This is a genomic window from Nitrosarchaeum sp. (genome assembly GCF_025699065.1).
In the GTDB taxonomy this organism is placed as follows: domain Archaea; phylum Thermoproteota; class Nitrososphaeria; order Nitrososphaerales; family Nitrosopumilaceae; genus Nitrosarchaeum.
In genome coordinates this window covers 211,228-237,504 of the sequence record NZ_JAILWF010000003.1, presented here as the reverse complement: position 1 = coordinate 237,504, position 26,277 = coordinate 211,228, and the positions used below count along the sequence as shown (strand labels likewise).

36 protein-coding genes are annotated in these 26,277 nt (G+C 32.2%); 16 read left to right on the top strand and 20 right to left on the bottom strand.

Annotated elements, in window-relative coordinates; translation table 11 throughout:
• Nucleotides 1–127 precede the first annotated feature (127 nt).
• A complete protein-coding gene (locus tag K5782_RS05225) occupies nt 128–415 on the bottom strand; it encodes a hypothetical protein (protein ID WP_297464584.1) in 288 nt (95 codons plus the stop codon).
• A gap of 141 nt (nt 416–556) precedes the next feature.
• On the opposite strand from K5782_RS05225, the gene K5782_RS05220 reads away from it, so the two are divergent.
• The 5 genes from K5782_RS05220 (at nt 557) to K5782_RS05200 (ending at nt 3,921) form a co-directional block, all read left to right on the top strand.
• Nucleotides 557–832, top strand: coding sequence for a hypothetical protein (locus tag K5782_RS05220; RefSeq protein ID WP_048109645.1), 276 nt, complete (start codon nt 557–559; stop codon nt 830–832).
• Between the two features lie 262 nt (nt 833–1,094).
• Complete coding sequence (locus K5782_RS05215; protein ID WP_007550356.1) at nt 1,095–1,238, top strand: hypothetical protein; 144 nt, start codon at nt 1,095–1,097, stop codon at nt 1,236–1,238.
• A gap of 168 nt (nt 1,239–1,406) precedes the next feature.
• The gene (locus tag K5782_RS05210; protein WP_297464581.1) at nt 1,407–3,221 is read left to right on the top strand and encodes a potassium transporter TrkG; all 1,815 of its coding nucleotides are present in this window, start codon (nt 1,407–1,409) and stop codon (nt 3,219–3,221) included.
• A 75-nt stretch (nt 3,222–3,296) separates the two neighbouring features.
• Nucleotides 3,297–3,575 carry a hypothetical protein gene (locus tag K5782_RS05205; protein ID WP_297464579.1) on the top strand — a complete coding sequence of 93 codons (279 nt, stop codon included), beginning with the start codon at nt 3,297–3,299 and terminating at the stop codon, nt 3,573–3,575.
• A gap of 40 nt (nt 3,576–3,615) precedes the next feature.
• Entirely contained in the window at nt 3,616–3,921 is a 306-nt protein-coding gene (locus K5782_RS05200; protein WP_297464576.1) for an MTH1187 family thiamine-binding protein, read from the top strand.
• Nucleotides 3,922–3,926: 5 nt separating this feature from the next.
• On the opposite strand, the gene K5782_RS05195 is transcribed toward K5782_RS05200, so the two are convergent.
• Nucleotides 3,927–5,024 (bottom strand): radical SAM protein, encoded by a 1,098-nt coding sequence (locus K5782_RS05195; RefSeq protein WP_297464573.1) that lies wholly within the window; start codon nt 5,022–5,024, stop codon nt 3,927–3,929.
• A gap of 79 nt (nt 5,025–5,103) precedes the next feature.
• On the opposite strand from K5782_RS05195, the gene K5782_RS05190 reads away from it, so the two are divergent.
• The gene (locus K5782_RS05190) at nt 5,104–5,277 is read left to right on the top strand and encodes a hypothetical protein (protein ID WP_297464571.1); all 174 of its coding nucleotides are present in this window, start codon (nt 5,104–5,106) and stop codon (nt 5,275–5,277) included.
• Here the strand turns inward: K5782_RS05190 and K5782_RS05185 are convergent.
• On the bottom strand, nt 5,264–5,761 hold the full coding sequence (locus K5782_RS05185) for a tetratricopeptide repeat protein (protein WP_297464568.1): 498 nt from the start codon (nt 5,759–5,761) through the stop codon (nt 5,264–5,266). The genes K5782_RS05190 and K5782_RS05185 overlap by 14 nt on opposite strands.
• Before the next feature lie 176 nt (nt 5,762–5,937).
• Here K5782_RS05185 and K5782_RS05180 point away from each other — a divergent pair, with 176 nt between their 5' ends.
• A complete protein-coding gene (locus tag K5782_RS05180; protein WP_297464566.1) occupies nt 5,938–6,093 on the top strand; it encodes a hypothetical protein in 156 nt (51 codons plus the stop codon).
• Between the two features lie 256 nt (nt 6,094–6,349).
• Here K5782_RS05180 and K5782_RS05175 read toward each other — a convergent pair whose 3' ends face one another.
• The 3 genes from K5782_RS05175 to K5782_RS05165 form a co-directional block, all read right to left on the bottom strand.
• The gene (locus K5782_RS05175) at nt 6,350–6,508 is read right to left on the bottom strand and encodes a hypothetical protein (protein WP_297464564.1); all 159 of its coding nucleotides are present in this window, start codon (nt 6,506–6,508) and stop codon (nt 6,350–6,352) included.
• 93 nt (nt 6,509–6,601) lie between these two features.
• The gene (locus K5782_RS05170; RefSeq protein WP_007550345.1) at nt 6,602–7,519 is read right to left on the bottom strand and encodes a TFIIB-type zinc ribbon-containing protein; all 918 of its coding nucleotides are present in this window, start codon (nt 7,517–7,519) and stop codon (nt 6,602–6,604) included.
• Between the two features lie 130 nt (nt 7,520–7,649).
• A complete protein-coding gene (locus K5782_RS05165) occupies nt 7,650–7,874 on the bottom strand; it encodes a tetratricopeptide repeat protein (protein WP_297464561.1) in 225 nt (74 codons plus the stop codon).
• 136 nt (nt 7,875–8,010) lie between these two features.
• Between K5782_RS05165 and K5782_RS05160 the strand changes: the two genes are divergently transcribed.
• Together K5782_RS05160 and K5782_RS05155 are read left to right on the top strand one after the other, a co-directional pair.
• The gene (locus K5782_RS05160) at nt 8,011–8,454 is read left to right on the top strand and encodes an Lrp/AsnC family transcriptional regulator (protein ID WP_297464558.1); all 444 of its coding nucleotides are present in this window, start codon (nt 8,011–8,013) and stop codon (nt 8,452–8,454) included.
• A 48-nt stretch (nt 8,455–8,502) separates the two neighbouring features.
• Nucleotides 8,503–9,027 carry a DnaJ domain-containing protein gene (locus K5782_RS05155; RefSeq protein WP_297464556.1) on the top strand — a complete coding sequence of 175 codons (525 nt, stop codon included), beginning with the start codon at nt 8,503–8,505 and terminating at the stop codon, nt 9,025–9,027.
• Here the strand turns inward: K5782_RS05155 and K5782_RS05150 are convergent.
• A complete protein-coding gene (locus tag K5782_RS05150) occupies nt 9,024–9,428 on the bottom strand; it encodes a hypothetical protein (protein WP_297464554.1) in 405 nt (134 codons plus the stop codon). The genes K5782_RS05155 and K5782_RS05150 overlap by 4 nt on opposite strands.
• 152 nt (nt 9,429–9,580) lie before the next feature.
• Here K5782_RS05150 and K5782_RS05145 point away from each other — a divergent pair, with 152 nt between their 5' ends.
• The 3 genes from K5782_RS05145 (at nt 9,581) to K5782_RS05135 (ending at nt 11,773) form a co-directional block, all read left to right on the top strand.
• Nucleotides 9,581–10,876: an HD domain-containing protein gene (locus tag K5782_RS05145; protein ID WP_297464638.1), complete on the top strand. Its 1,296-nt coding sequence runs from the start codon at nt 9,581–9,583 to the stop codon at nt 10,874–10,876.
• Nucleotides 10,877–11,009: 133 nt separating this feature from the next.
• On the top strand, nt 11,010–11,471 hold the full coding sequence (locus K5782_RS05140; RefSeq protein ID WP_297464552.1) for a CARDB domain-containing protein: 462 nt from the start codon (nt 11,010–11,012) through the stop codon (nt 11,469–11,471).
• A 158-nt stretch (nt 11,472–11,629) separates the two neighbouring features.
• Nucleotides 11,630–11,773: a DUF5679 domain-containing protein gene (locus K5782_RS05135; protein ID WP_007550336.1), complete on the top strand. Its 144-nt coding sequence runs from the start codon at nt 11,630–11,632 to the stop codon at nt 11,771–11,773.
• A gap of 16 nt (nt 11,774–11,789) precedes the next feature.
• Here the strand turns inward: K5782_RS05135 and K5782_RS05130 are convergent, their stop codons facing one another.
• The 3 genes from K5782_RS05130 to K5782_RS05120 are packed head-to-tail and all read right to left on the bottom strand — an operon-like array spanning nt 11,790 to nt 12,767.
• The gene (locus tag K5782_RS05130; RefSeq protein ID WP_297464550.1) at nt 11,790–12,068 is read right to left on the bottom strand and encodes a hypothetical protein; all 279 of its coding nucleotides are present in this window, start codon (nt 12,066–12,068) and stop codon (nt 11,790–11,792) included.
• A 35-nt stretch (nt 12,069–12,103) separates the two neighbouring features.
• Nucleotides 12,104–12,496 carry a hypothetical protein gene (locus K5782_RS05125; protein WP_297464548.1) on the bottom strand — a complete coding sequence of 131 codons (393 nt, stop codon included), beginning with the start codon at nt 12,494–12,496 and terminating at the stop codon, nt 12,104–12,106.
• Between the two features lies 1 nt (nt 12,497).
• The gene (locus tag K5782_RS05120) at nt 12,498–12,767 is read right to left on the bottom strand and encodes a hypothetical protein (protein WP_297464545.1); all 270 of its coding nucleotides are present in this window, start codon (nt 12,765–12,767) and stop codon (nt 12,498–12,500) included.
• Nucleotides 12,768–13,101: 334 nt separating this feature from the next.
• Between K5782_RS05120 and K5782_RS05115 the strand changes: the two genes are divergently transcribed.
• Nucleotides 13,102–13,680, top strand: coding sequence for a matrixin family metalloprotease (locus tag K5782_RS05115; protein ID WP_297464543.1), 579 nt, complete (start codon nt 13,102–13,104; stop codon nt 13,678–13,680).
• Between the two features lie 39 nt (nt 13,681–13,719).
• Nucleotides 13,720–15,168, top strand: a complete 1,449-nt coding sequence (locus K5782_RS05110) for an FAD-binding oxidoreductase (RefSeq protein WP_297464541.1) — start codon at nt 13,720–13,722, stop codon at nt 15,166–15,168.
• Between the two features lie 201 nt (nt 15,169–15,369).
• Here K5782_RS05110 and K5782_RS05105 read toward each other — a convergent pair whose 3' ends face one another.
• The 3 genes from K5782_RS05105 to K5782_RS05095 form a co-directional block, all read right to left on the bottom strand.
• Nucleotides 15,370–15,738 (bottom strand): hypothetical protein, encoded by a 369-nt coding sequence (locus K5782_RS05105; protein WP_297464539.1) that lies wholly within the window; start codon nt 15,736–15,738, stop codon nt 15,370–15,372.
• A gap of 109 nt (nt 15,739–15,847) precedes the next feature.
• Complete coding sequence (locus K5782_RS05100) at nt 15,848–16,471, bottom strand: superoxide dismutase (protein WP_297464537.1); 624 nt, start codon at nt 16,469–16,471, stop codon at nt 15,848–15,850.
• 134 nt (nt 16,472–16,605) lie between these two features.
• A complete protein-coding gene (locus tag K5782_RS05095) occupies nt 16,606–17,169 on the bottom strand; it encodes a TATA-box-binding protein (protein ID WP_007550327.1) in 564 nt (187 codons plus the stop codon).
• A gap of 166 nt (nt 17,170–17,335) precedes the next feature.
• Between K5782_RS05095 and K5782_RS05090 the strand changes: the two genes are divergently transcribed.
• Complete coding sequence (locus tag K5782_RS05090) at nt 17,336–17,950, top strand: hypothetical protein (RefSeq protein ID WP_297464535.1); 615 nt, start codon at nt 17,336–17,338, stop codon at nt 17,948–17,950.
• On the opposite strand, the gene K5782_RS05085 is transcribed toward K5782_RS05090, so the two are convergent.
• From K5782_RS05085 to K5782_RS05055, 7 genes are all read right to left on the bottom strand, one after another.
• Nucleotides 17,942–19,666, bottom strand: a complete 1,725-nt coding sequence (locus K5782_RS05085; RefSeq protein ID WP_297464533.1) for a DEAD/DEAH box helicase — start codon at nt 19,664–19,666, stop codon at nt 17,942–17,944. The genes K5782_RS05090 and K5782_RS05085 overlap by 9 nt on opposite strands.
• A 328-nt stretch (nt 19,667–19,994) precedes the next feature.
• Nucleotides 19,995–20,654, bottom strand: coding sequence for a hypothetical protein (locus K5782_RS05080; protein ID WP_297464531.1), 660 nt, complete (start codon nt 20,652–20,654; stop codon nt 19,995–19,997).
• Nucleotides 20,655–20,701: 47 nt separating this feature from the next.
• Nucleotides 20,702–21,607: a PEFG-CTERM sorting domain-containing protein gene (locus tag K5782_RS05075; RefSeq protein ID WP_297464529.1), complete on the bottom strand. Its 906-nt coding sequence runs from the start codon at nt 21,605–21,607 to the stop codon at nt 20,702–20,704.
• Nucleotides 21,608–21,736: 129 nt separating this feature from the next.
• Entirely contained in the window at nt 21,737–22,114 is a 378-nt protein-coding gene (locus K5782_RS05070; protein WP_297464527.1) for a hypothetical protein, read from the bottom strand.
• A gap of 36 nt (nt 22,115–22,150) precedes the next feature.
• On the bottom strand, nt 22,151–22,843 hold the full coding sequence (locus K5782_RS05065; protein WP_297464525.1) for a hypothetical protein: 693 nt from the start codon (nt 22,841–22,843) through the stop codon (nt 22,151–22,153).
• A 74-nt stretch (nt 22,844–22,917) separates the two neighbouring features.
• Nucleotides 22,918–23,364 carry a GNAT family N-acetyltransferase gene (locus K5782_RS05060; protein ID WP_297464523.1) on the bottom strand — a complete coding sequence of 149 codons (447 nt, stop codon included), beginning with the start codon at nt 23,362–23,364 and terminating at the stop codon, nt 22,918–22,920.
• A 76-nt stretch (nt 23,365–23,440) separates the two neighbouring features.
• Nucleotides 23,441–24,856 (bottom strand): hypothetical protein, encoded by a 1,416-nt coding sequence (locus K5782_RS05055; protein WP_297464521.1) that lies wholly within the window; start codon nt 24,854–24,856, stop codon nt 23,441–23,443.
• Nucleotides 24,857–25,083: 227 nt separating this feature from the next.
• Here K5782_RS05055 and K5782_RS05050 point away from each other — a divergent pair, with 227 nt between their 5' ends.
• Entirely contained in the window at nt 25,084–26,169 is a 1,086-nt protein-coding gene (locus tag K5782_RS05050; RefSeq protein ID WP_297464518.1) for a carboxypeptidase-like regulatory domain-containing protein, read from the top strand.
• Nucleotides 26,170–26,277 lie beyond the last annotated feature (108 nt).

The following is a 26,277-nucleotide window of genomic DNA, read 5'->3' as shown; positions in this document are numbered from 1 at the left end:
ATGAAAGAATGTGGGGCAAAATAAAATGGGGAAATGTAGAACGCAACAAATTGATAAACCAAAATAACAATTTCCAATAGATTCCAAATAGGACAATAATAGTCATAAAAAAGAAGATTAATTTATTTTAAAATGATTTTGTTTTCTTTTTCTTTATTTTAGAATTTTCATCAGCATATTCTATTTTTTCACCGCAAAATGGACAAAAATCAATTGATTGTACTGAATGTCCTTCATATGTAATTTTATTTACTATTGTAAATTTTCCTTGTTCATAATTCCAAACTGTAAATTTTTTACAAAAAGTTTTGAAAAGGTCACAACAAAACTCAGTTTCACGCTTTAGTGTGTAATTTGAATATGTCTTATTTTCAGATTCTGGATCCTCAAGCGTCTCCTTCTTGTACAGTGCCATCATAGAAAAGTCATTTAAATAACGTATTGACGCCTGATAAACCCTTTCTCAATTATGAAGAGCAAAGATATCAAGAATACCACTTGCAAGTCAAGTCAATCAACACATAATTTAAAAAATCAGTGGCTTTGATCTAGTATTATGAGCGTAGAGCGCATAGTCTTTGAGTATGTAAAGTATATCGATAAGGAACCAGGCAAGTGTCCTGCTTGCGGCTTTAAAATAATCATCGAGTGCTGCAGTTTCATAAAAGGCAGGGGGTGGTTTTGCCCAAGTTGTAAAACATTATCAGTTTACGACAAGGATATTCAAAAAATGATAGGAGAGAACGTCTCAGTCTTACCAGTAATTCCAAAGCCCCCATATTCATTTGGGGAGACACTAAAACCATCATCAAAAGTACGATTAATAGAATAGTAATAGAGTCTTCATAAAGAGAACGCCAATTGATAAGGTTGTTTTTGAACCAAGGTTTAATTTTAGTTGCATTGTAGTAAAAAAATGGGAATTGTATCAGTAAAAAAAGGATGGACAAAAAACAGCAAACTTGCATTAATTGGCCTCATAGGAAGCATCATAGTAATTATCATCACATTGTCATTTTGATAACTAATTTTTTAATTGAACAAGCATAAATTTAACACAGAGAACTAACAGCATACATTGTGACGATAAAAGAATGATTGTAGTTCTAAAAGAGAGCATTCTAAATTGTTTTAATGATCTAAAGGAAAAAGACTTTGACGATGAATTAGCTCTGAAAAATCTCAACGAGTCAATAACGGAATACAAAGAGTACAAACTTTCACTAAAAGAAAAATAGTAAAAAACATTACAGATTGGACAAATGAATGGATTTATGCATAAAACTAATGACATATTTTGATTTAGACCAGTAAATTAGAAGAGCCCGATCTGAATTGCACATAGTTTCAAAGATCTAGAATTACTGACCCCAAATTATTTAATGTCAAATAATACAGAATGCTTGATGTCAACAAATCCGGAACGATCAATATCCTACGTTCTAACAAAATATGTTACCGCTTACATGAACAAGGACGTGTTGATGTTAAATCAAAACACTCACACCAGAGAAGCTGCAAGATTACTCCAACATCATGAAAGAGATGACATTATTGTAATTGATGACGATAACAGGCCAATTGGAATCGTAACTGATGAGGACATAATTAACAAAGTAGGCGATACTTCGGTAAATGCAGAATTTACATTTTTAAAAGAAATAATGGCAACGCCACTAATCACAATTAATGAAAAATCAACTCTTCAAGATGCATTACACAAAATGCGAGATCATGACATTAGAAAACTTCCAATCGTAACAAAGAAAAACGAAGTTATTGGGATTATCTACCAAGGAACCATTGCAAATGTAATCAGAGATGCCACCGCTACTGCACCTAGACTTTTCAGTCCGCCAGTAAAGGCAGTATTAGGAAATCTCGGATTTGTGCTACAGTTTGCAGGCGTTTTGCTTATCGTACCTGCAATATTATCAACCATATTAGGGGAAACTGTAACTGCTACAGGAATTTATCTCACAACAGTACTGTTATTGGTGGTAGGGTTCTTTCTGAACTCATACGGTGAAAAGGCAAGTCTTAATCTTCACCAAGCATCCATTCTTGTAGTCTCAAGTCTTTTAGTATTGACGTTATTTGGAACTATACCATATCTGTACATTATTCCGTACGAAGGATCAAGTTACGAGGTATTTGCTAGCGCATTTTTTTCAAGTGCAGCAGGATTTACCACTGGAGGCATATCACTATTTGATCATCCAGAAGATCTTCCTCAGAGTTTTACATTTTATCGAAGTTTCACACAGCTTGTAGGAGGAATGAGTTTTATCTACTTGATAATTACGGCATTTTATCCAGAATCAAAGCTACAGTCTATGCGAGGTTTTATTTCTGGAAAGACACTGCACATGAGAGAGTTATTTGCAACCATAACTATAATTTTTATTCTGTATATTTTCATTGTTGCAATTTTACTATACTTGTTTGGCGAAAGAAACATCATAGACAATTTTTCATTAGCTATGAGCACAATAGCAACAGGAGGATTCGTTCCAAATTCGACGATTCTGGATAATCTGATATGGCAAGAAAAATTAACTTTGATTGGAGGCATGATACTAGGTGCACTTCCATTTACTTTCCACTATGCTTTGGTAAAAAAGAAATTCTTGGCACCAAAACTCGGAAAGGAAGTTTTGGTATATTTTACAATTCTAGGCAGTGCCATACTTTTGTTTATAGGACTTAGCGGATTGGACCCTCTGACAGGGATATTTTATACGGTGTCAGCTAGTACCACCGCAGGATTTCAGATGGATGATTTATCCACATTTAATGTTCCAGCGCATGTGATTTTGATCATCTTGATGTTCATTGGAGGTTGTGGGTTTTCAACTGCAGGTGGAATCAAAATATTTAGATTCATGCACCTAAAAGACATTAAAAAATTAATAAATAAAAAATTACGTTCCGAGTTAACTCCACAGGCAAAAAAAGAGCTAACTTCCACAATAGTCATAATTGCACTCTTTCCATTAATTGCATCAATGAGTGCAGCATACATGACAACTGCTTATGAAGTAAACTTCCAAGATGCATTTTTAGAATCTACAGGAATAATCACAACTGGAGGACTAACAACTGGGATAATTGACATAGATACCGATCCTAATGCCAAAATAATTTTCTCGTTTCTAATGATTTTTGGAAGAATGGAGATTATTGCCATCATCTACATATTTGTCCCCAAATTAATTTAATTAAAAAACCAGACGGTAAAATCACAAATTATCCAATTACCTAATATATGATAAAAATTAACTTTTATTGAAAAGATGTTAATAGACAAAAAAATATTCGCAGCAGGAATTGCAATGGTAATAGTCGGAGTCATCATTGTAGTAAACCTCAACGCAACAATGCCTGTAGGACAATCTGGGATGAGTGAAGAAGAGATTGTGGATTTACTGACAAAACAACAAGAAAATCAAGACATGACCACACTTGCAGGAATTTTGATAGGTGTTGGGTTTTTGCTGATTTTAATTAGTTTTGGAGCAAGAAGAAAAAACAAAGGCAATCTCAAAAAGGAAGAAAAAAAGCCAGCATCATAAACTTCAAACATTTTAATTCCAAAAGTATCATTATAATACATTGATTCATGCAGAGATTAGCGTTTATCCAATTGGAACAAGTGAGACCAGCGTGAGTTTCTACATCGCTAAAGGAATAGAAGCAATTCAGAACATAAAGGAATTAAGATATGAAATTAATCCTATGGGAACTGTTTTAGAATCAGAAAATATCGATAAGATTTACGAAGCAAGTAAAACAATCATGGAAGTGGTCCACAATCTAGGAGTAAATAGAGTAGAGGTTATTTTAAAGATCGATTCAAGAAAAGACAAACAAGTAAAAATGGAAGACAAAGTTGAATCTATTAAAAAGCACTTTAGATAATGAAATTAGAATTTTCTTATAACATTAAAAAAGCTGTCACGTTGTGCAGGATTTCGTCCAATCTCTTTTACAGTTGTAGCTAACTCTTCAACAGACGATGTTGTAGGTTTTCCAGCTGCACGGTAAATTTCCTCAGAGAACGCAGTTCCTACCAAGTCATTTCCACCATTAGACAGTGCAACTTGTGCAAGTTTCTTGCCATATGCTACCCAGTATACCGATATGTTGTTCAAAACATTTGCAAGCATCAATCTAGACAATGCAATAATTCTCAAATCATACACAGAAGAGCATTCATGATTAACAAGATGCTGCTGCTCAAGTTCAGTGTTATCCAAACTGAATTTTAATGGAATCAAGGTGATGAACCCATTTGTCTTTTTTTGTAATTCACGGATTTTTATCAGGTGATCAATTATGTGAGATGGTTTTTCAATATGACCGTAAAGCATAGTCACATTACTTTTGATTCCAAGATTATGTGCCTGCTCTATAGTGTCTAAAAATTCCTGTCCAGTGCATTTACCTCGAACAATTTTTCCCCTAATTTCAGGATGGAATAATTCTGCACCTCCTCCTGGCATAGAGTCAAGACCCGCAGATTTAAGACGGGAGAGAACTTCCTTAACAGAATTTTTTGTAAGTTTAGACAAAAAGAAAATTTCAGCAGCAGTAAGTGCTTTTATGTTTAATTGAGGATGGTTTTTCTTTATAGCTCTCATCATGTCTTCATAATATTCTAAGGGAAGTGTTGGATGGAATCCACCTACAATATGAACTTCAGTTGCACCCATTGATTTAGCAATTCCAACACGTTGTTCTATTTGCTCTGGGGTGAGTGTGTATGCATCTTCTGCTCCATCTTTTCTATAAAATGCACACATTTGACAGCTAGCTGCGCAAACATTTGTGTAATTCATGTAATATGATGCTGCAAATGTTACTGTATCACCAACCAATTTTTTTCTTGCAATATCTGCAACGGCACCTAATACGTGCAAATTATCATAATTCATCAATTCAATACCATCATCATATGTCAGCTCTTCGCCAGAAATTGCTTTATCTAGAGCCTTTGATTCAGATATTAGTTGATCTAACACATAGCAAGTCAATTGTTAAAGGATATATTCCTTAACTATAAGTCTCAAGAAATAAGTAGGCAAACAAACCATATACTTTATGGTACTTCCATTAATTGATGAACACAAGCCAAAGTGTTACTTGTGCCATATGGGATTTGAAAACATTGAGAAGCTTAGAGAACATCAAAATGTAGAGCATAAGGAATTTTTTGAATCGCATGAAAATATCAATAAACGAGAGCCTGCACCTGGCGATGTCACCGTGTTTTAGCTTTTTGTTGTTTGATTGATTTGAGTAATTCTTGTACCATTTCTTTGCTAATATTTGCAAGATCATAATCATGATCAATAGAAAGGGCTTTCTTGAAATGCTTTAGTGCATCAGAAAGATTTCCTGATTCTCCCAGCGACAATCCTTTGTATGCTAAAGCCATAGCGCATTTTTTATCGATTTTAAGAGCAGAATCATAACATCTAATCGCATCAGAATAATTTCCAATTGTATGTAATGAGGATCCCTTGTTTACCAAAGCGTTGATGTTTTTTGGATCAATTGATAATGCCTTATCATAATATTTTATTGCCTGTTTTATTCTACCCAAATTTTGCAGTGTTACACCTTTGTCAATTATGATGTCGGTATTTTTTGGATCTTGTTTTAATGCTAAATCATATAGTTTTAGAGCTTCGGAAAAATTACCATCCTCGCAATACTCATAAGCTTGTGACATCATTTTATCCAATTCTTTACTCATAACATCTTTGATAACACTTTATCAATAATATAGATTGAGTCCAAGCTAGCTACAATTCCACATTTCAATTTAGGAATGAATTAGAACAATTTCAAAATTAGTATTTAATACAATTAGTTAAATCCAAATTTAATCAAAGGTTTTAATCAAAAATATTTTAGGATATTTGAAGTTACATGAAATCTCTTCAAACAAAGAAATCGGCAATTTCCTTAGGAATTATTGCAGTAGCGATTCCTGCAAGAATGCTGCCAATAATTGTAAAACTTGCAAATTTGAAAGTTTCCCCAACAGACAAATGCCAGCATCAGGAAACAATGACTAAAAAATGACTCCGCATGTAACAAAATCAGTATGATCAGAAATTTCCCCTTTTGATCATACTGATTATTTTTTTAATTTCTTACCACGATATTGCCAAATCTTTAATTGAATATGATTAAAAAGAAAATCAATGGATCTTAATGAAATACTCACAAAAGAAAGAGACGTTCTAAGAGATGAAAATATAGAATTAAGAAACAAGATAAAAGAGCTAGAATTGAAAATACAAGAACTACAGAATAGCAGATAAACTCAAAGTATCATCTACCACAAATAATCGATTGTGTGCAATGAGTGTCTCTTTTCTTTGTATTCTATTATCGATTGATGCATGTCGTCTAGAATCTCTTCGTCCAAATCATCTAATTTGTTAATTTTGAGTCCAAACTCACTTGCATTTTGAATGATTTCTGGAATCTTCAATTAGAAAAAATGCCAAAAATTATAGATTTAAAGTTGTTTATTAGATACGATCATCAGATTTGCAAAATTAATTAAAATATTGTTGGAATTATTTTATAATTCCATATTTTGATCTAATTTTAGACCTTTGTATCTATTTCGGATAGTAACTTCAGTCACACTGGCAGCTTCTGCGATATCACGTTGAGTGATGTCTTCACCGTTTTTGACACATGCCAAATACAGGGCAGCTGCAGCAAGTCCCATCGGATCTTTTCCTGCAGATTCCTCATGTTCTTGAGATATTTTTAGAACTTTAGCAGCATAACGTTTTGTTTTTTCAGTGATTCCAATTCTACTTGCAATTCTTGCAACACATTGGATTGGGTCAACTACTGGCATCTTTAGATCTAGTTCTCGATGCAATAATCGATAACATCGTGCAATGTCTTTTTTCTTCAGATTTGCAGCTTCGCCTACATCATTTAATGTTCGTGGTGTTTCAGTGTCTCTGCATGCAGCATAAAGTGCAGATGCAATCATTGCAGATATTGATCTTCCACGTACTAATTTTTTCTCAATTGCTTTTCGGTAAATGTAAGCTGCTTTTTCAATGACAGCATCAGAGAGTGCAAGTTTATCTTTTAATCTGTTTAGTTCGCTTAATGCTTGTCTAAGATTTCTATCAACTGATTCGTGAACTTGACTTCGACTATCCCATGTTCTTAATCGCTCAATGGTACTTTTCATTGATGCGGTTAGAGGTTTGCCAGATGCATCTTTATTCATCGGATTAATGATTGTAGATAATCCCATATCGTGCATAGTAAGAGATGTAGGAGCACCGGCTCGAGCTTTGTTTCCATGTTCATCTTGGGTAAATGATCTCCATTCAGGTCCTGATTCCTGAGATTTTTCAGAAATAACATAGCCACATTTTCCGCAAAATCGCTCCCCAGTTACATCGTCAGTTAGTAATGCATTTTTTGCGCATCGGGGACAATTATCGGCATTAACAGACTGTAAAACCATGATAGTATTCCTTATTGCTTCGATATAATAACTAGTAGGAAACAAGGAATTAATTATTTTTGCTTATTCATAAGCCCGGTTCAGAAGATCGCATTATTTTAAAAATAATAAAAACCAAACAGAAACTAAATCATGATGCGTGTTTATCTCTAGGATCAAGTTTTAGGGATTTGTTAAAGCATTCCAATGCTTCTTCGTAGCGACCTAAACTGCGTAAGGCTACAGCCTTAAAATTCCACAAGTCAGGATCATCTTGATTCAAAAGTAATGCTTGCTCAAAATAACCCAAAGACTCTTCAAAATTTCCAGAGTTCAAAGAAGCCTGACCTTTTAAAACAAGTTCCTTGATTTTCAATGTATCAAAATACAATCTCTTTGTTTTAAGTTTGAACTTGAAGAGTATCTCAAAACGGATCAAAAATTAAGAAAATTAAACATGTATTAAATAAATTAGCTAAAATTTAAATATATTTTTAGAATATAGAAGATACTTGAATTTAGATAAAAACGATGAGAAAATTCTTAAAAATTTATTAGTTGATGCAAGATTATCTGCAAGACAGCTTGGGTTAAAACTTGGAATGTCTACGGTTACGATATTATCTAGAATTAAAAAACTGGAAAGAGAAAAAGTGATCAAAGGATATACAGCATTAATAGACCATGAAAAATTAGGTTATACATTAACTGCAGTAATTGAGATTATTGCAAAAAAAGACAAGATTATAGACATTGAGACGGAGCTATCTAAGATAGAAAATGTCTGTGGAGTATATGACATTACAGGAAATACAGATACGCTAGTGATTGCAAAATTCAAATCGCGCAATGAGTTAAGCGAATTTGTAAAAGGAATAGCATCAATCCAAAATATAGAAAATACCATAACTCACGTAGTTCTAAATACTGCAAAAGAAGACTTTAGACTAGCATAAAAAATGAAAAAAGTCAGCATCATAATATCAAGTGTTATTCTCATATGTATGATTCAAAACGTATCTGCGCAGACAGCGGACACAGAGAAAAATTTGCAAATGAAATTAGATGTTACAGATGAGCAGAAAATTATTTTATTTTCAGGCTTTGCAATAGCAGTGATTGGGCTTTTCATATATCTCGCAAGAGACATAATCTTGAGAAGGAAGACCACATATGACGACAAAGAATTTGATTCAAAGAATGACAAAACATACGAGAAATATCATTCTGACTGGTCTGATGATTATGAAGAGATAGGAACTAGAAAAAATTCAAAGGAGGACAAAGAATTCAGGAAATTATTACAAGACCCATCATTGCCAGATTATTATAAAATATTAGAAGTGTCACATAATGCAACACTTGAAGAGATAAAAAAACAATATAGAGTAATGGCAAAAAAGATACATCCAGACAAAAACAAAGAAGAAAAATCAGATGAAGCGATGGTTCAAATCAATAGAGCATATGAGATATTATCAAACGAAGAATTACGAAAAAAATACGACATACATCTAAAAAGGGATTAAGATGATTCCAGTTTTACCAAAATCATATTTAATTCAATCTTAGATGAGCTTTGAACACTATTTGTCAAATTGGTAAATAATGATAGAGATAATTTTTTGCCATTGTGAATGATTTGAGTAGTAATTTTAATTTCACGAAATTCTGTATTTGGACCTAGCATAGTTTTTGACAATAATGGAATTATTGTTAGATCGTTTACTGTTCCTTTGATCTTATATGCAAATGTATCTGAAAAATAAACCCCACCTCTAGTTGTAGGGGCATTAACAGGAGTAGGAGAATTCACAATAGATACGTCAGTCAAAGGATATGTCATATTATCAATGTGCAAGACATAGTCAAGTGACTGCTTTTCATTAATACTCATAAGCGATTCAAGCAAATCCAAGTCAACAGACAATAAAATCAAAAAAATGATAATTCTATTGAGTCTTTCGCAAAAATAATGATTTTTTAAAAATCGTCATAAAGAGATTTTTAACAAATAGAGTATTCTTTAAAAACAACAATCAGCATCAGTATCTATTGCAAGAGCTTGTCAACTCACACACCATGCGTAATGAGATTTTGAGCCTGATTGTAGAAAGCGGCATGGACCAAGATTGCTATACTGAGATGCTAGACTATACCATCGAGTTATTTGAGACGCAAGGATTAGGAAGCGATTATTATGGATACCACAATATCAATCACGAATTAGAAGTAACTTATGTTGCCCTGTTATCTGCAAATCTAAACAACACATCAAAAAGGTTTGCCAAGGATGATTTGAAGTATCTGTATGCTGCAGCTTTATTTCATGACTTTGATCCTCAAAAAAGTGTAGACAAACCACATGAAGAAAATGTTTTGAGATTTATTTCATCAGATAAAAAATTAAGAAAATTATTAGATGATGCAAAATTAGATATTGAAATAATCAAGGTATTAATTCTTAGAACAACATATCCATGGAGTGGAACACTTAGGGAAAATGCAGAACGACAGATCAAAGAATGTTTTAAAAATTCACCATTAACAAAAGACAATCAATCAAAACAAGAGCATTTTATGAATCTAGGATGGTATCTTTCAGTAGTAGATAGAATTAGTGGTTATTCATTAGGAAATTTTTCAAAAGCAATGGAGATGGCAAAAATGAATGCACATGCTTTAGCATGGAGACCATCACTCATTGTAAGAAGCTCCGTAGCTTATTTTGAAGAATTATTAAATAAAGAAACTGAGATGTGCAGATTCATTTTAGAGTCATTACCAACTAACATGAGAAAGAATTTTTTTGACACAGTGTTAGCATTTATGAATCTCAGACAACAAGAGATCTCAATACAAGCAAACTACACGTATGATAATTTAAAATTAGTTCCAACGATTGAAAAGATCGATACTAGAAAAGATTCTGAGTTTATGAAGACTTTATTTTCAATATTTTTAGAACTACCAAAACCATTACAATTTGCAAAAGATAATTTTGAAGAATCAATAAAAGATCAGAACATAATTCTCAACACTTTAAGATTAAATGATTGTCATGGAGAAATAGTAGGATTTGCAAAAGGAGGACCTTTGGAAAATTATAGATTAAGACCTGAGATAAGAGATGAAAATTATGGATTAAACAATACAATATTCTTGGAGCCTCTTGCATTAAAAATGGGATACTGGGGACTAAAAGGAGGAAGTGAAATGCGTCACATGTTCATCATGCAGGCTCATGCTAAAAAATACAAGTATCTTACCAGTTTTGCCTTAAGAGATGTAATAAAATCAAGGGTGGACAAAGAGAGTGCTGAGTTTGTTACAAGATTTGATCCAGAAAGATGGGATTACTATAGGATCAAGATTTAATCACCAATCATAGAAATAAAGCAATTACTCAAAATATCATATAATAAAAAATACACAACATAACTAAAAGTAAACCAAACAAATCAAAAATAGTGTAGAAATGCTTTATTAACAAAATAATTGCCAGAAAATTATGATAAAGCAATTAGGGATTACTTTTTCAATATTGTTAACATTTACAGTTTTTATCAATCCGGCATTTACAATAGAACCATTAGACAGAGTTGATATCACAAACCCCAGACTTGTAAATTCATTTGGATCACAAATATCAAATCAGATCAATGTCAATCAGCAAGTTCAGATTTCTGTAGATATAAAAAACAATCAAGAAAAAGCTCAAGAATTTGCATATATAGTTCAGATTAAAAATCAAAATGACATAACCATGTCAATAAATTGGGTAATAGGTTCACTCAATCCAGGTCAAACATTCAGTCCAGCATTATCATGGACTCCAAAAGTATCTGGAGAATACACAGCCGAGATTTTTGTATGGGACATAGAGAACATAGTTAACAATGATGGAAAAATTGCAAAGGTAATCAAAAATGATGCATTAGCACAGTATGTAACGTTAAAGATTATCAGTTAACAATGATTACTTACAAAATACACACATAAAAAATACGAAGAAAAAAATCAAGTACAACTAATATCAAATTTACGTAGGAAATTAAGATCAGAGGTTTGCCTCATAGTAAAAAAAAATTAACAAGATCTCGCTAATAGAACCACGTGCCTATTAACGATATGACAATAGGATATTGCGTAAAGTGCCGAGATAAAAGAGACATCGAAGGCGCAAAACCATACACCATGAAAAATGGCAAACCAGCTCTAAAAGGCACCTGCCCAAAATGCAGTACAGCTATTTTTAGAATCGGTAGAGGCTAGAAACTAACAAGTTAAACTAGTAATGCCATTCCGGAGATAGTCCATTCCACAGCGAACGCAGTGGAGATGGATCTTTTTCTATTTCTTGAATTATTCTGTTTTTTACTACAAAGAAAAAATTTTCAAGAGCATCAATTCCACCATCAGAAAATAGTTCTCCACCAATCTCGGTAATTCTTTTTTTCTTTTCTTCTAATTCAGAAGATTCAGGATTTTGCAAACAGAAAGTCAACAAATCCAATAATTCTTCTTCTAGCATAAAGTCCAATAATCTGGTTTCGTTTACAGCTAGCAAAAAGCTTTACTGAAAATAGTCAACAATACAAATTTTTAGGCTTTGGTAGGATCTCTACTTAGAATATTCAAAACATGTTCAATGATTTGTTTTTGTCCTCCTTCATGAAGATCCATTCTAGTAGTATCCGAACCCATACTTACAAAGATTAGATAATCATTTCCTAATGGGAATGTGATCCTAGTAATTTTTTCAAATGCTGCAACCGCATAAAGCCCTCTTCCAATTTTTGGGCTAAGTTGTTTTCGTGCTTTCCATGCACTTGCCGCTCTTTTCAAAGATGCGATTGTTTCGTCTTCAGATAAATAATTCACCACTCCTTGACGATGATTTACTGAAATTATGTTTCCATCTATGTCAGTAATTACGCTATGTCGAATATTAACGTCAGAATCCATAATTATTTGTAAAAGTTTTGCAGCGTCCATATTATCCTCCGTGTGATAATTTATGCGGAATTGATAACTTTTGCAAATATTCATAGTGAGTTCTCAAAAAATCCATGATTTTACGATCTTCATTTTTGTCAATGGGAGCTCCATTTGCAAGTATGCTAAGATATTTTAGATCAGAATCTAAACTATGTAATGACTTTTTAATTCCGCCTACATAACCAGATCGAATATAATCTAAGAGTTTATCTTCAGTTTGGAGAATTTGTTTTTCTAAATTTACAATATCTTCGTGAACACTTCTCAATTATTTTCATATAGAATATTACAAAATAATCTTATTCAAATAATTTCTTAAAATTTATTAAAAAATTTCAATATTTTTAAACAAAAGAAAAAGATGCCAACAATACATCCGGATAGTAGATTAAATACATTGATGAAAATTCTACAACCCATATTATAAAAATTACAATAATAAAACAATAATCATGTGTATTTTTATCATAACATCATAAGATAACAAAATCGCAGGCATGAATCTTGATTGTTGTATGTTATTAAAAATACGAACCGATCAATATTATACTCTATGATGTTCATACCATGTGAAATATCTATTATTGTCAAGTGTGATAATAATGATAGTAACTATAATTCCAATAGAATCATGGGCAGAATACAATCACAAATGGGATGAGCTAGCAGCTTGGAAAGAAGTCAAAAATAATGAAATACAAGTACTAATAATTCGTGACGCAAAGGTCAGTCAAAAACATGTAGATATTGTCGAAGATACTATAAATTCTAAAGAGGTAATTAATTCTGGAAAAAAATTATTTCAAGGATGGAATGAAGGAATTAGACAAATATCAGAATCATACGATGTTACAATTCCCACATTACATGTACAATCAAAACTAGACTCACAAGATGTGATCATCATCTATCTAATGGATAAAATTGACACCAATGGCTATGATGGATATACAAATTTGTATTATGATAAAAATGGCAATATTGAAAAAGCGTTTGTAAAAATATTCAATGTAGACGAATTAAACGAGAATCAGTTAAAGACAATCGTCAGACATGAGTTAGGTCATGCGTTAGGTTTAGGTCATACTAATGAAAAAAATGACCTGATGCAATCAATTATAGATATGAGACACACTGCAATATCATTGTTAGATCTGCAAGCATTAGCAAGAATCTACTAGAGCATTAAAACTTAATAGAAAATCAAGCAGATTTACTCCATGAAAAGTTTTGAACTGCAAAAATCATTAAAGAAGGTTATTTCAGGAGATGTTTTTTGTGATAAAGAGATTTTGAATTATTATTCAGTAGATGCAAGTGCTTATCAAATAATTCCAAAGATTGTTGTCATCCCAAAAAATGAGCAAGATGTGATTAACGTATTAAAAATTGCAAAAAAATACAAAACTTCAGTCACACCAAGGGGAGCTGGGACAGGATTAGTAGGAAATTCACTTAACAAAGGAATCATCGTAGATTTAAAAAGATTTGATGAAATCAAAATTAAAAATAATTATGTCAAAGTGGGTTCTGGAGTAAATAAGGGCCATCTAGACAATGTCTTAAAAGAAGATCAGAGATTCTTCCCACCAAGCCCATCTGTAGGACCATATTGCTCAACAGGAGGAATGATCGGTAACAATTCGTCTGGAAGTAGGAGTTTGAAATATGGTAGCGTTATTGACAATATTAAAAAAATCACATTTATTGACGGTAACGGGAAAAAAGTATCATTACCTCAGAATAAAAAAGTAGGTATAAAAATTCTAAAAATTGCAAAAAAAATACAACAAGATAAATTCCCAAAAGTTACAAAAAATTCTTCAGGATATAGATTAGATTTAATTAAATCAATTAACGATACACAAAAAGTCATTGCAGGTTCGGAAGGCTCACTTGGAATCATATTGTCAGCTGAGCTTAAAATCATCTCCATTCCAAAAAAAAGAATTTTATTTGTAATTGGATACAAATCAGAAATTGAAGCTGCACAAGATTGTAACCATATTGTAACAACATCCCCTTCAGCACTAGAATTTGTAGATAAAACAATAATGAAAAATATCAATCATAATTTTAATAAAATGATCAATTGTCTGCTTTTTGTAGAGTATGATTGCAAAATAACCAATACTCAAAAAAGATTAAAAAAAATAATTACAGGAATAATTGTAAAGACCATCAAAAATGATTCAGAGATACAAAGATGGTGGAAATTTAGAGATTCTGCCCTATATTATAGCTCAAAATCAATGAAAAATAAAACGATGCATGTAATTGAAGATGCCACAGTGCCAATAGAACATCTTCCAGAATTATTCTTAACAATAAAGAAAATTAATCAGAAATTTCATGCTAAATCAATTGCATATGGACATGCAGGTAATGGAAATATCCATATTCGTTTAATTTTAAACGAGAAAAAAATAAAGGATGTAAAATTAATTGCAGATGAGTATTTTGATAAGATAATCAAGATGGGTGGAACCACAACAGGAGAACACGGAGATGGATTGGCAAGATCAGAATATGTCAGAAAGCAATACGGATCAATAAACTATAAAATTTTCAGAGAGTTGAAAAAGATGTGCGATCCTTCAAACATTCTAAACCCAGGAAAAATTATTTCTCATAAAAGTACAATAATTAAGAATTTATCAAACATATAAAACATAGAAAAATAAAGTTAAAAATGAAAGACAGCATAAACTTGCTCATCGAAATTCTCGCAAGTCGCCAAGTCGTCTTTCATCATAGTGAATTAACCGAAATCCAAACTTAAGAGTAACTATTGGCATACAAAATTCTAGAAATATAATCACAGAATTTAGCAATAAGATAAAAATGAAAGTTTGAGATTAGTAAAAAAATTACTTTAAGCGTCTATAAATCTCCAGAAATTCGTCAGCTAGGGTATAAGATATGTTCAAGAGATGAGCCAGTTGATTCATCGTTGTTTTATCTCTGGATAGCTGTCTTAGAATTGTTAGTGCTTTTTGAGGAGAGCTTACGGAAAGCGGCATTTGTCCAGACCAAGTCTTAAACGCGTCATTTACATCCAAACAGAAATTCAAGACGAATTGTTCAGAATAGGGCACATGTTCAGAAGATTTTGCAGTCTTTAAGAGGACACCCGATAGTTCACGAAATTCATTTCTCCTATCAATCAGCAACATATCTAATGCTTGTTTTATTTTAGATTCATCCAAGCCAGATTTTTTTACAATGTAAGTACTCATATCATACTATACGGATGAAGAGAGATAAGTGGTTCTACAATAACATTAAACGTTTATTGAATTTTTAAAAACAGAATAAACAAACGTTAAGAAATTTCAAGAGTACTGTTCAATCAGCTATCTCAGCAAATCGATTTTCAACATAATCCCAGTTGACCACATTCCACCAATTTGAAACATACTCGGATTTTCGATTATTGTATTTTAGATAGTAAGAGTGCTCCCACATATCCAAACCTAAAAGAGGAATTTTCCTTATTGACCAAGGACTATCTTGATTGGCAGTAGTGACTATCTCTATTTTATTAAAAGTTTGATTAAATACAAGCCAACACCATCCACTACCCTCAATAGACAATGCTTTGTTTGAGAATATTTTTTTAAAATTTTCAAAGTTATCAAAATACACATCAATTGAATCACCAAACTTTCCACTAGGATCACCATCGTTTTTTGGAGTCATTGTTTCCCAAAATAATTTATGATTTTCAAAACCACCGCCAAAAAAAGATATATCATTGCGGACAGATTCAGGAATTGTATTTAGATCAGAGAGAACAGATGTTATGTATTGAGGATGAAATTCTCCTGAAATTTTTGCTAGTGTTTTATTTAATCCATCAACATATGCCTGATGGTGTTTTTGATGGTGTATTTCCATAGTTTGAGTATCGATGAAGGGTTCAAGCTCATCATATCCATAAGGCAATCTAGGCAATTCATATTTGACCATACTCGAATTAGATAATGTCCACATATATTTTTCAAGTGGTGACAAATAATCTCGATTTTTTGACGGATTTATCCCCTAAACAAAATAAGAAAATATGAAAATTAAAAAATTTGGAATTAACTTTTTTTCAAAAGCTATTGATCATATATCATTAGATTTTTTTCTTCTAGTAAAGCATGCAAGTTATGAACAGAACGAAATACATCAGATTCATTTTTTGCTCCAGTACAAACAAGTTTTCCAGATGAAAATATCAATATGACAGTTTTTGGGTCTAACATTCTATGAATTAACCCTGGAAATTGTTCAGGTTCATACATGCTTCTAGGTAAGGTTCTAGCAGCTTTTTCAAGATGCACTTTTCCACCTAGATTAATTGAAGCTACAATATTTTGAACCGTAATTTCTGCATCTTTTTTTACTTTAATTCCACCTTTTCGAAGTTTTTGAACAACTGTATTTACCGCCTTAATGGCCATTTCTTCAGATTTTCCACCAGTGCATACCATCTTTCCGGTTCTAAAGATAAGAGTGGCAGTTTTTGGATTTTGTAGTCTAAAGACCAATCCAGGAAATTGATCGGGATTATATTCAGTATCGGGAAATTTTTTAGTAATATCATTTAGATCGATTTTTTGATCCACAGATGCAGATGCAACCACGTTTACAACACTAATAATTGGTTTTGATTGAGGCATACAGATTTTAGATAAACGGCTTTATATATTCTGGATCAATACTAAAAGCTCATTTTTAGATAAATTAATGAGACAAACCCGATATTGCAGAGATTTTTCGGTATGAAAATTCAATTTTTTGAGGTCTAGAGGAAAAAGTGATAACCGCTAGGAGAAATTAACTATAATGACAAAATTAGGTCTGATCGATTTAGAAATACTGTTCTTAGGGATTAAAAATAACGGATCATTTAATGAAAAAGACATTGAAAATTCAGAATTAAAGAGATTGGGGGTTGGGAGGATATTAGACTCGTTAGCATCACTAAAAGATAGAAAACTGTTAACATTGAATAACGATGGAACGTTTTCCATAACAGATTTAGCAAAATACACTTTATGGAGTGAACAAATCCCAACAAGTGTCAAAATTTTACGATTATTAGAAATCAAGTCATTTGACATAGAAACCATTTCAAATTTCTTAAGAAAACCAGAAGATGAGTTAATTGAAGAGATTGAAAAGTTGAGAAAAAAACAACTAGTCCTAATGTCACCTTTAAGACAAGAATCCAGACTAATCAAAATGTACGAAATTCTTCCAGAAGGAGTAGAAGAAATTAAGAAAATAGAAGAGTTTGGATTTCAAAGTAACAACTCGGAGAATACTTCAAAAAAGGAGATTTTTGAATTAATTAATGAATTAATTGAAGAGTTTAGCAACGAGCCAGTTGAACATAACAGAAAGAAAGACATAATTTTAAAACTAGAAAAGATCAAAGAAAAATTAAGTCTAGTTTGACTTTATTTTATCATGAATTTGTGCTAGGATTAATTCAGCTTTATCCCTATTTTCGTATGTGTCAGCTGTTTCATCCATAATGGAATCAATCTCATAACTTTTATCAACTAAAATATTTGCAACGTGATCATCAAGTGTTCCTTTTCCAATAAGATAGTATGCAAATACAGTATTTTTTTGACCGATTCTATGCAATCTATCTTCAGCTTGCCGATGTATAGCAGGACTCCAATCCAGTTCTGCAAAAATGACATATTTAGCTCTAGTCAAATTAATTCCTACGTTTCCAGCTCGTATACCAGCTATCATAAGTTTTGATTCTCCTTTTTGGAATTTATCAATTTGTTCTTGACGAGTCTTATCGGATTGTCCACCAATAATCGTAACTGGAGAAAATTCTTCAAGACTAGTATGCAATAATTTATGGATTACTTTGTGATGGCAAAATACTACTACGCTTTCCTCTATCTCCATAATGTTTTTAACAAAATTAATCACGTGTGGAACTTTGGCAATGCCAGCAATCTGTCGTTCGCTTTGAATTGCTCTTTGATATGATGCTGATTTGTCAAATGCTGTTTCAGCATCTTTTTGTTCTTCTTCAAGCTTATTCCATATTTTTCCTAGTTCATCAAGATAGTAGTCAGTATCAGCATCGATGACTTCTTTGTATCTGACTTTATCTTTTAATTCTTTTAGAACATCAGATTTTTTTCGCCTAAGCATGACATGTTTTTGCAATTCATTTCGAAGTGAGGCTCGTTTGTTTTCAAGTACAATCGCTTTGCCTTTTTCATTGACATAACAAAAGTACTCACAAAATTCTTTGAAACTTCCAAGTAATCCAGGTCTCAAAATATCAACAATTGGCCATATTTCAGAGCCTCTGTTGTAAATTGGAGTGCCAGACAAACCAATCCTATACGAAACTGAAGGAAGTGCTGCCAATTTTTTAACAGCCTTGTATTTTTGGGTAGTCTTTGATCTTAGATTATGAACCTCATCGCAAACAATTGTTCGAATATTTAATTTTGATAAATCAGAAAGACGTTTGTAAAGTAATTCATAGTTTATTATGTAAAAATCAGTCACAGGAAGTTCTTTAGATTTTCCAGTTCTGATGATAGTAGATGTCGGAGATTCGGATTCAATAATTCTTCCATTCCTGCTTTTTTTCTTTAAAAATTTTGAAATTTCTCTTTCCCAATTGTTTAAAGTAACTAATGGTGCAACAACAAGTACTGGAAATGTTTGTTTTTCAGTTGCAACATAAGATAATGTTTGTACAGTTTTTCCCAAGCCCATCTCATCAGCAAGTAATGCGTTTCCTGATGATTTTAATAGGAAATCCAATCCTTCTCTTTGGAAATTCAGTAGTTTTCCACGGAATTGCTCTCCTGTTTTTGCACGGTTGAGATTATATTTTACAGGAGGATGGATGGGTTTTGGAGTATACGTTTTTACAATTTTTCGTTGCCATGCAGATTTGGATAAGATTTCAAGAGGATAACGATCCATAATCAATTTTATCTGTTTTACACTTTCAACACTGTCTGGAATTATTACTTCATCAGTATTTTCACCATACCATGCTTCAGGCACGAGTCTAGATATCATACTGACAGCTCGTTGACCGGTAATCTTCCAACTCCAAATTTTTGAATATTTGTCTAAAACATACTCTAATGTTCCAAAATTTTCCATGGATGTCGCCATAATTTGTCGATAGAATGTTTTATTGCCTTATGAATCTTGATGTTTCTTACGATCAGTTTTAAGATCTTCAAAAATCTACAATGGTTAAAATAAGATGAAATTTTAATATTTAGGCTCAAAAAATTGAGTCGCTTTTAATGATGCCAGATTAATGTGGCTTGTCTACAGGATGAGGTTTTGTATTTTCATCATGACAGTCACAATGACAAAGATGCGTTTTATGATTATTTATACAATCAATACATTCATAGTGCTTTCTTGTTTCACATGCGGCACAAATCATACTAGAACTAAAATGAAGATGAATTTGTATTTTTTCTATTTTGGGTCAATACTCTATTTCACTTCGTTGAAGTAGCTTATGAGTTAAATCCACATATCCTTGAGGGTCAAGTTCCTTGGCAAATCCTTTGTCTATATTTATTAAATAAATTGAATGCAAATGTGCATTTAGAATATCAGAATATTGAATTGGAGGGTTTTTGTAATATCGATCACATAGATCTTTAACTTTTTTCACATCAGACTCATTTCTTGCATTTGGAGGTATGAGGAAAATTTTTGGTATTGGAACTAGACCAATCACCGGAGTTGCCAGAGAAAATTTAGTACAGTGCTTACTATATCTAGCAATTTTACTCATTATCCTTGCGGTGAAATAATCAATGGTATCCAGAGCATGATCAGGAGGAGTAAATCCTGTTTCGATTTCAATAATTGTATTACCATCTCCTTTTTTACCAAAAAGGTCACATACTAAAATATCAGAGATTTGTTTTTCAACTTCGACTGAGTGTCCACGTGCAATAAGTGTAGATGCACAAATTAGTTCTAAAACAGAATGGTTAATTTTTACAAGGTTTTTTTGATACATTTCAATTAATTGTTGACGAACATAATTGAGTTTTGGCAGATCTGATTCTTTCAAATTTTTTGATAGTTTTTCAGTAACTTCATAAACATCGTTACGAAATTTTTCTAAATCCATGTATACATAGTAGATTTAAGGTCGTTGTTTAAGAACTTGACAGTGTTTTAGAACTTGACCAATCTATTTGAAAAAGACTTGCCTACAATCAAAATAGACATTATTGAAGCAACAAGAATCAGAAGAGCAATGGAGCCAAATTCAGGAATAACATGTGTTCCTACAATCTCAAATGAAACTTTGTTACCTATTTGATGAACCAATTTTATTTGTCTAGAATCAGAATCACTTTCTAATTCTTCATATTCTATCATTTTGCCATTAGCCATCGCAACAAAAGAAGAATCACCACCGGCAGGAGATTTTGAATCCAAGATATATCTTGGAATATCAAGTGTGATAGTACCAATGTTTTGTCCTTTGATATCCAAAGTCATTGTTTTAGTATCAGAATTTAATTTTCCTTTGGTTGTACTTACAAGACCATCAGATATCTTATATGGAATACAATAAATTCTGCCATTATTTGCAGTAACTGAAATACTATCTACAGTACATTTGTTAACGCTTCCAGTTAAAGATGGAACTAGAGTAAAATTAGTTTTGAATTGTCGGGTTTCAGCACCGCTTTGAACTTTTAAGATGTATTCTCCATCTTTAGACCATAGAGGACTTTCTGTGTTTAGTTTAAAAGAGAAATTACCATCAGCATCAGGAGTTATTTGTTGTATGGTTACTATGTTTCCTATAGGATTAGTTACAACAACTAAGATTGGTGCAACTGTATTTTGTGGTTTCAAGTATCCAGTTGCGGTAATAGTTGAAAAATGATCATAGGTATGTGAATCAGTCCAGACAGTCAATGGAAAAATCTCTTTGTACAGATCAATTTCGTATGAAGGAATTTGGACACAGTTAATGCATTTGATTTCTTTTTCTCCAAAAGAGGTACCGGTAAATGATAAAGTTACAGTCATGGACAGTATCAAAACAGCTAAAATAGTAATGTGCACGTCATATCGGCTAAGATCATAATATTTATAGATTTTTAATAATATGTTCATTTTTCAGACAAAGGATATTAGAACTATTGGAAAAACTACCAACAAAACTGGTTAGCACAGAAAATAGGCATAAAAAAATTAAAGTTTGTTTTGAGAATTATCAGTAAATTTCTTCATGTGTTCATTCCAAGATGACATGATTAAAAGGCGCGTTTCCAGATATTTCTCAAAGTTTTTTCTTGACGCATCAACATGCATAAGATACAGCTTTGAGAATTCGTTTGTGTAATCTTCAAATATTTTTAGTAATGACTTGTCTGATTTTTCAAAAAAAGTTTCTTCAAATTTTCGCATCACATGAAATAATTGTTCAATGTAATTATTGTATTCTCTGTTCCCATCAGAAAAATTTTTGATTACAAGTGGTAAAAAAGATTCACGATTATTAATAAATTGTTTAATGCTTTTCTCAAAAATATCAGCAAACGTCTTTGATTCTAAAGAAGTTTCATCCATACAAGATACTAATTGATTTTGTATAAATACATACAATCATGACTGAAATACACCATCAACTTTAGAATCTATATCATTAGAATTAAATGTGGAACTTACAATTCCATAGTCCTTATGATCAACTGTAATATCTACATGGTATGTTGATTTAGAGATATCGTTAATTATAGTCTTAAAATTGGAAGTAAAAAAAGTTCCAGAGAAAATCGTGGCATCATTAGTTCTAATGATCACATTAGCACTTTTTGTATTTCCAGTAGCATCCACATATTCCAATAAAATATCACCATTTGATTGTTGAATCATAGATAGTGAAAGATTTTCATAAATTGGTGAACCATCATAGTTGAATTGAATTTCTCCATTATTGGAACCACTGTTTACGACAGGAGATGAATCAGGAGATTCTTCTGACGTGACATCTTTATAAGAATCATCTTTATTTAGAGGGTTAAGGCCAGATATCTTTTCAGATATTTCTTTTGTAGATTCTTTTGCGGATTCTTTAGCATTATTTATCTGAGTGCTAATTTTACCTCCAGTTTCATCAACTGTTTTCATAAATCCAATACCTGTATCAACGGATTCATTAGTTTTTTCTTCCAGCGTATTTGCATGTTCTTTTACAGAATCGATGACTTCAGAGCTGGAATATACGCCATTGTTTTCAGTGATTAAAAATATGCCCAAAGCAAGAATCGAGGTTATTACGATTATTTTAAGTAACATCAAATCAAATTCCAAAAAATATGTTTTAGAGGACTAGTCAAAAAAAATTGGTGGCAAGCTAAAACACATACTTCTCAACGGATATTCATAGAAAAAGATAACGAAGACTGCTCAAATCCAAGATTTTTGTAAAATAAATGAGAGTCTTTTCTTTGATTTCCAGACTCCAGTCTTATTCTATAGCAGTCTTTCTTTTTTGCAAGGATGATACAATGTTCAATTAGTTTTTTGCCAATACCTGTATTCCTATACTCTTTTGTAACTATCAATTCAGGGATATACATTTCCAGCTTTACTCGGTTTAAACGTCTTAGAAAAATAACGCTAACAAGTCCTACCGGTTTGAAACCTTGCTTTGCCAACAATATTATCTTTTGAGGATCTGAAAAATAATCTTTAATTTTATTTCGGAATACTTTGATTTCTTTATCATCAATAGGAGTTGGCCTCTCTAACTCATAAAGTAATTCAAGAATAATGGGAATGTCCTTTTCAGTAGCTTTGACTATGGAAAGATTCACAAATGTATTTTGTGTTATGGAATTTTAAACATATTCTAATTTTTTATTTAATATTGCTTAAAATAATATTTAGAATCTAATTTTTCTTTACTGCTTCATATTTTGAGAATTGAGAATTCCATACCACTTGGATATAGGGATCAAGTTCGTATGTTTGGGCAAACTCTTCTAGATTTTTATCGGTTATTTTGTCTAGTTCCTTTAGTGCATTTAGTTTTTCTTGTATGATATTATCTTTAGTTGAATCATATTGTTTTCTTATTTGGATGATTTTGTTGCTTAGTTCTTCTTTAGACATGTTTGGTCGCTCACTATGGTTCTTTATGGCATTCTTTTCGTCTAGTTTTGATTGTAACAAAGCATCATCGTATTTTTTATCAAATCGTGTTTTAAGTTCTGCTTGCTTTAATGCAAGGTCATCGTAGAACCCTTGTATTTTTTGATTGACTTCAATTATTGTAAGCGATACATCCTTGTCTTTAATCTGGTCTAAGATATATGATTCAGGATTATGTTTTTCTGCTATTCCCTGAGTTATCCATGATTCTGCTGTTTCTTGTAATATACAAGAATACTTGCCAGATTCCAATGCATATACTACAGTAAATCCTTCATCACATTTCGTAAGTGGCGTCACCAAGTTTTCATTTGATTGAGTTGAACCTCCAGAAATTTCGCCCATTCCATGACGAATCCACATCTCTGCAGTGTTCATTGAAACACAAACATAGTCACTTGCATGATATCTATACACAACAACAGAGCCTTTTCTACACTCAGTATCAGGAGTTGTCTTTCCCAAATCTTCCCATGATATTACATCATCTGGATTTGCTTTCAGATATGCAGGATTTGTTCTGTAATCTTCATAATATTCTCTGAGTTGTTCACCGGTAATTGGGGTATCAATGAATTGTCCATTTTTGTTAAATAAAATTTGTTGATTATAATATGCCAAGTTATGATTTACATTAAAAATGCTATTTGCTTCAATTAACTCAATTCGTTTTGTCTCAGCTGCAAGATGATATGCTTGACGTGCTTCACTTAGTGAACCGCCGTTTGCAATAACTATTTTGAGTGCCTCTCTACCTGCATCTACTTTCATTTGATGAAATTCAAATTGATCCCAAAAGACTTCCTTAACAGGAGTATCTTGTATGGTATCTACAAATCTTGAAAACGAGTTTCTTGGAGAATAATATTCCCATAATGCCTCCCATTCTTTAAGATCTTGGTTTAGTTTTTCAAGTGCTTGCGCTCTTTTTGCTTCAAGTTCTTCTTTAGCTTTCAGATCTTCATACTTTCTGTCTTCAAGTTCTTTTATCCATTTTTTAGTCTGTTCTATTTTTTTAAGTATATCTTGTGCAACAGGATTATTTGCTAAGTCTTTTGATAGTGTGGTTTGCTCACTTGTTGTTGCATCATTGTCTGATTGGGCATAAGCTGATTGAATGGCTAGTGATGCACCTAGCACAAATAATACTGTCAAAGTAAACCTAGGCACCAATGCCTGAATCAAAAAATGATGATACATAAACAATTCGTACAAATCCTACTAAAAAATGATCAAATAAAGAATCACCTAAGCATATTCCAAAAGGCATGTGAAAACGACCGATTTTATTAAAAAAAGAATCAACCTGGCTCAAATAAAATTACATACTGGCAAGATTTTCTTTATTCTTTGTTTTATCAATAGAATTTTGAATCGTCATTGTGCTCAAAAATAAAATCATTATTGTCGGTTTATTCTCAATATTTGCATTAAGCGTGCTCATTCCAGCCTCTGATGCTGCATTGTGGAGCCTCATAATTCAATCCAGCATAGACAATCCAAAGATATTACCAGGAGACGCACCAATAATTTCGGGTAGAATTACCGACCATGCATCAAATCCAGTAAAAGATGTTCAGGTTCATGTTAGCACAAAGTATGACTCTTTGTTTACAACCACAAACGACCTAGGAGAGTATAGAGTTCAACTTAGTCACTACGATAGAATGCCAGGGACATATATCGTCAGTATCAAAGCAACATCACCTGACGGAAAAACAGGTATTACAAATACAGAATTTCAGGTTAGAGGAGAGTTAACTACAACGTCAGTAATTGAAGAAAAACTTTCAACCCCAGAAGCAATAAGATATCTTAATGCAAACCCGTCTGATTTTGAAAAAGATCCTATAGGTTTTATTTTATACTCACATTATCAGAAATTATTACAAGAATTTATTTCAGAAAAGAAGATATATGAAAAAATATTAGAAGAGCAAAAATACATCGAAGAACAAACAAGAATTTCAGAAGAATTACTCTTAAAGGAAATAGAAGAGTTAGATCCGGGTTCTGGAGTTTTTTCAGGATACAAGTATGATGATTATGTTAAAAATTTAGATCCGGCAGTAAGAGACACAATTGTGAACCAAATGAATTTCACCAAAAACATATTTGATGAAGCACAGCAGATCAGAAAAAACATTCTTGAAAATGGTGGAACCCAAGAAGAAGCAAATAAAGCATATCTAGAAAAAATCACCATTTCAAGACAGACCATAGAAGAATTTGGGTATAAAACTGAAGAAGAGGCATTATCAGAAGACATAATCACACCAACTAACAGCACTGAACAATTATCAGATGAGATAACAGAAGAGAAAAACGATACAATCAATACAAATATCGCAGGAATGGATGTGCAGGTTGGAAATAGCGGAGCATCGTTTTTTGTAAATATCAATGGAACAATCATAGAATTTTTAGTAGATGGGAATCGTATTATTCAAGTAAATCCTAAAAACTAAATTTCATGGATGATTTATCAGTTCTACGCGCGCCTTATAATTAAAAAAGTAATAACATCATCAATGAAGATAGACATACCGCTACAATGCCCCTCTTGCGGAGGAAAG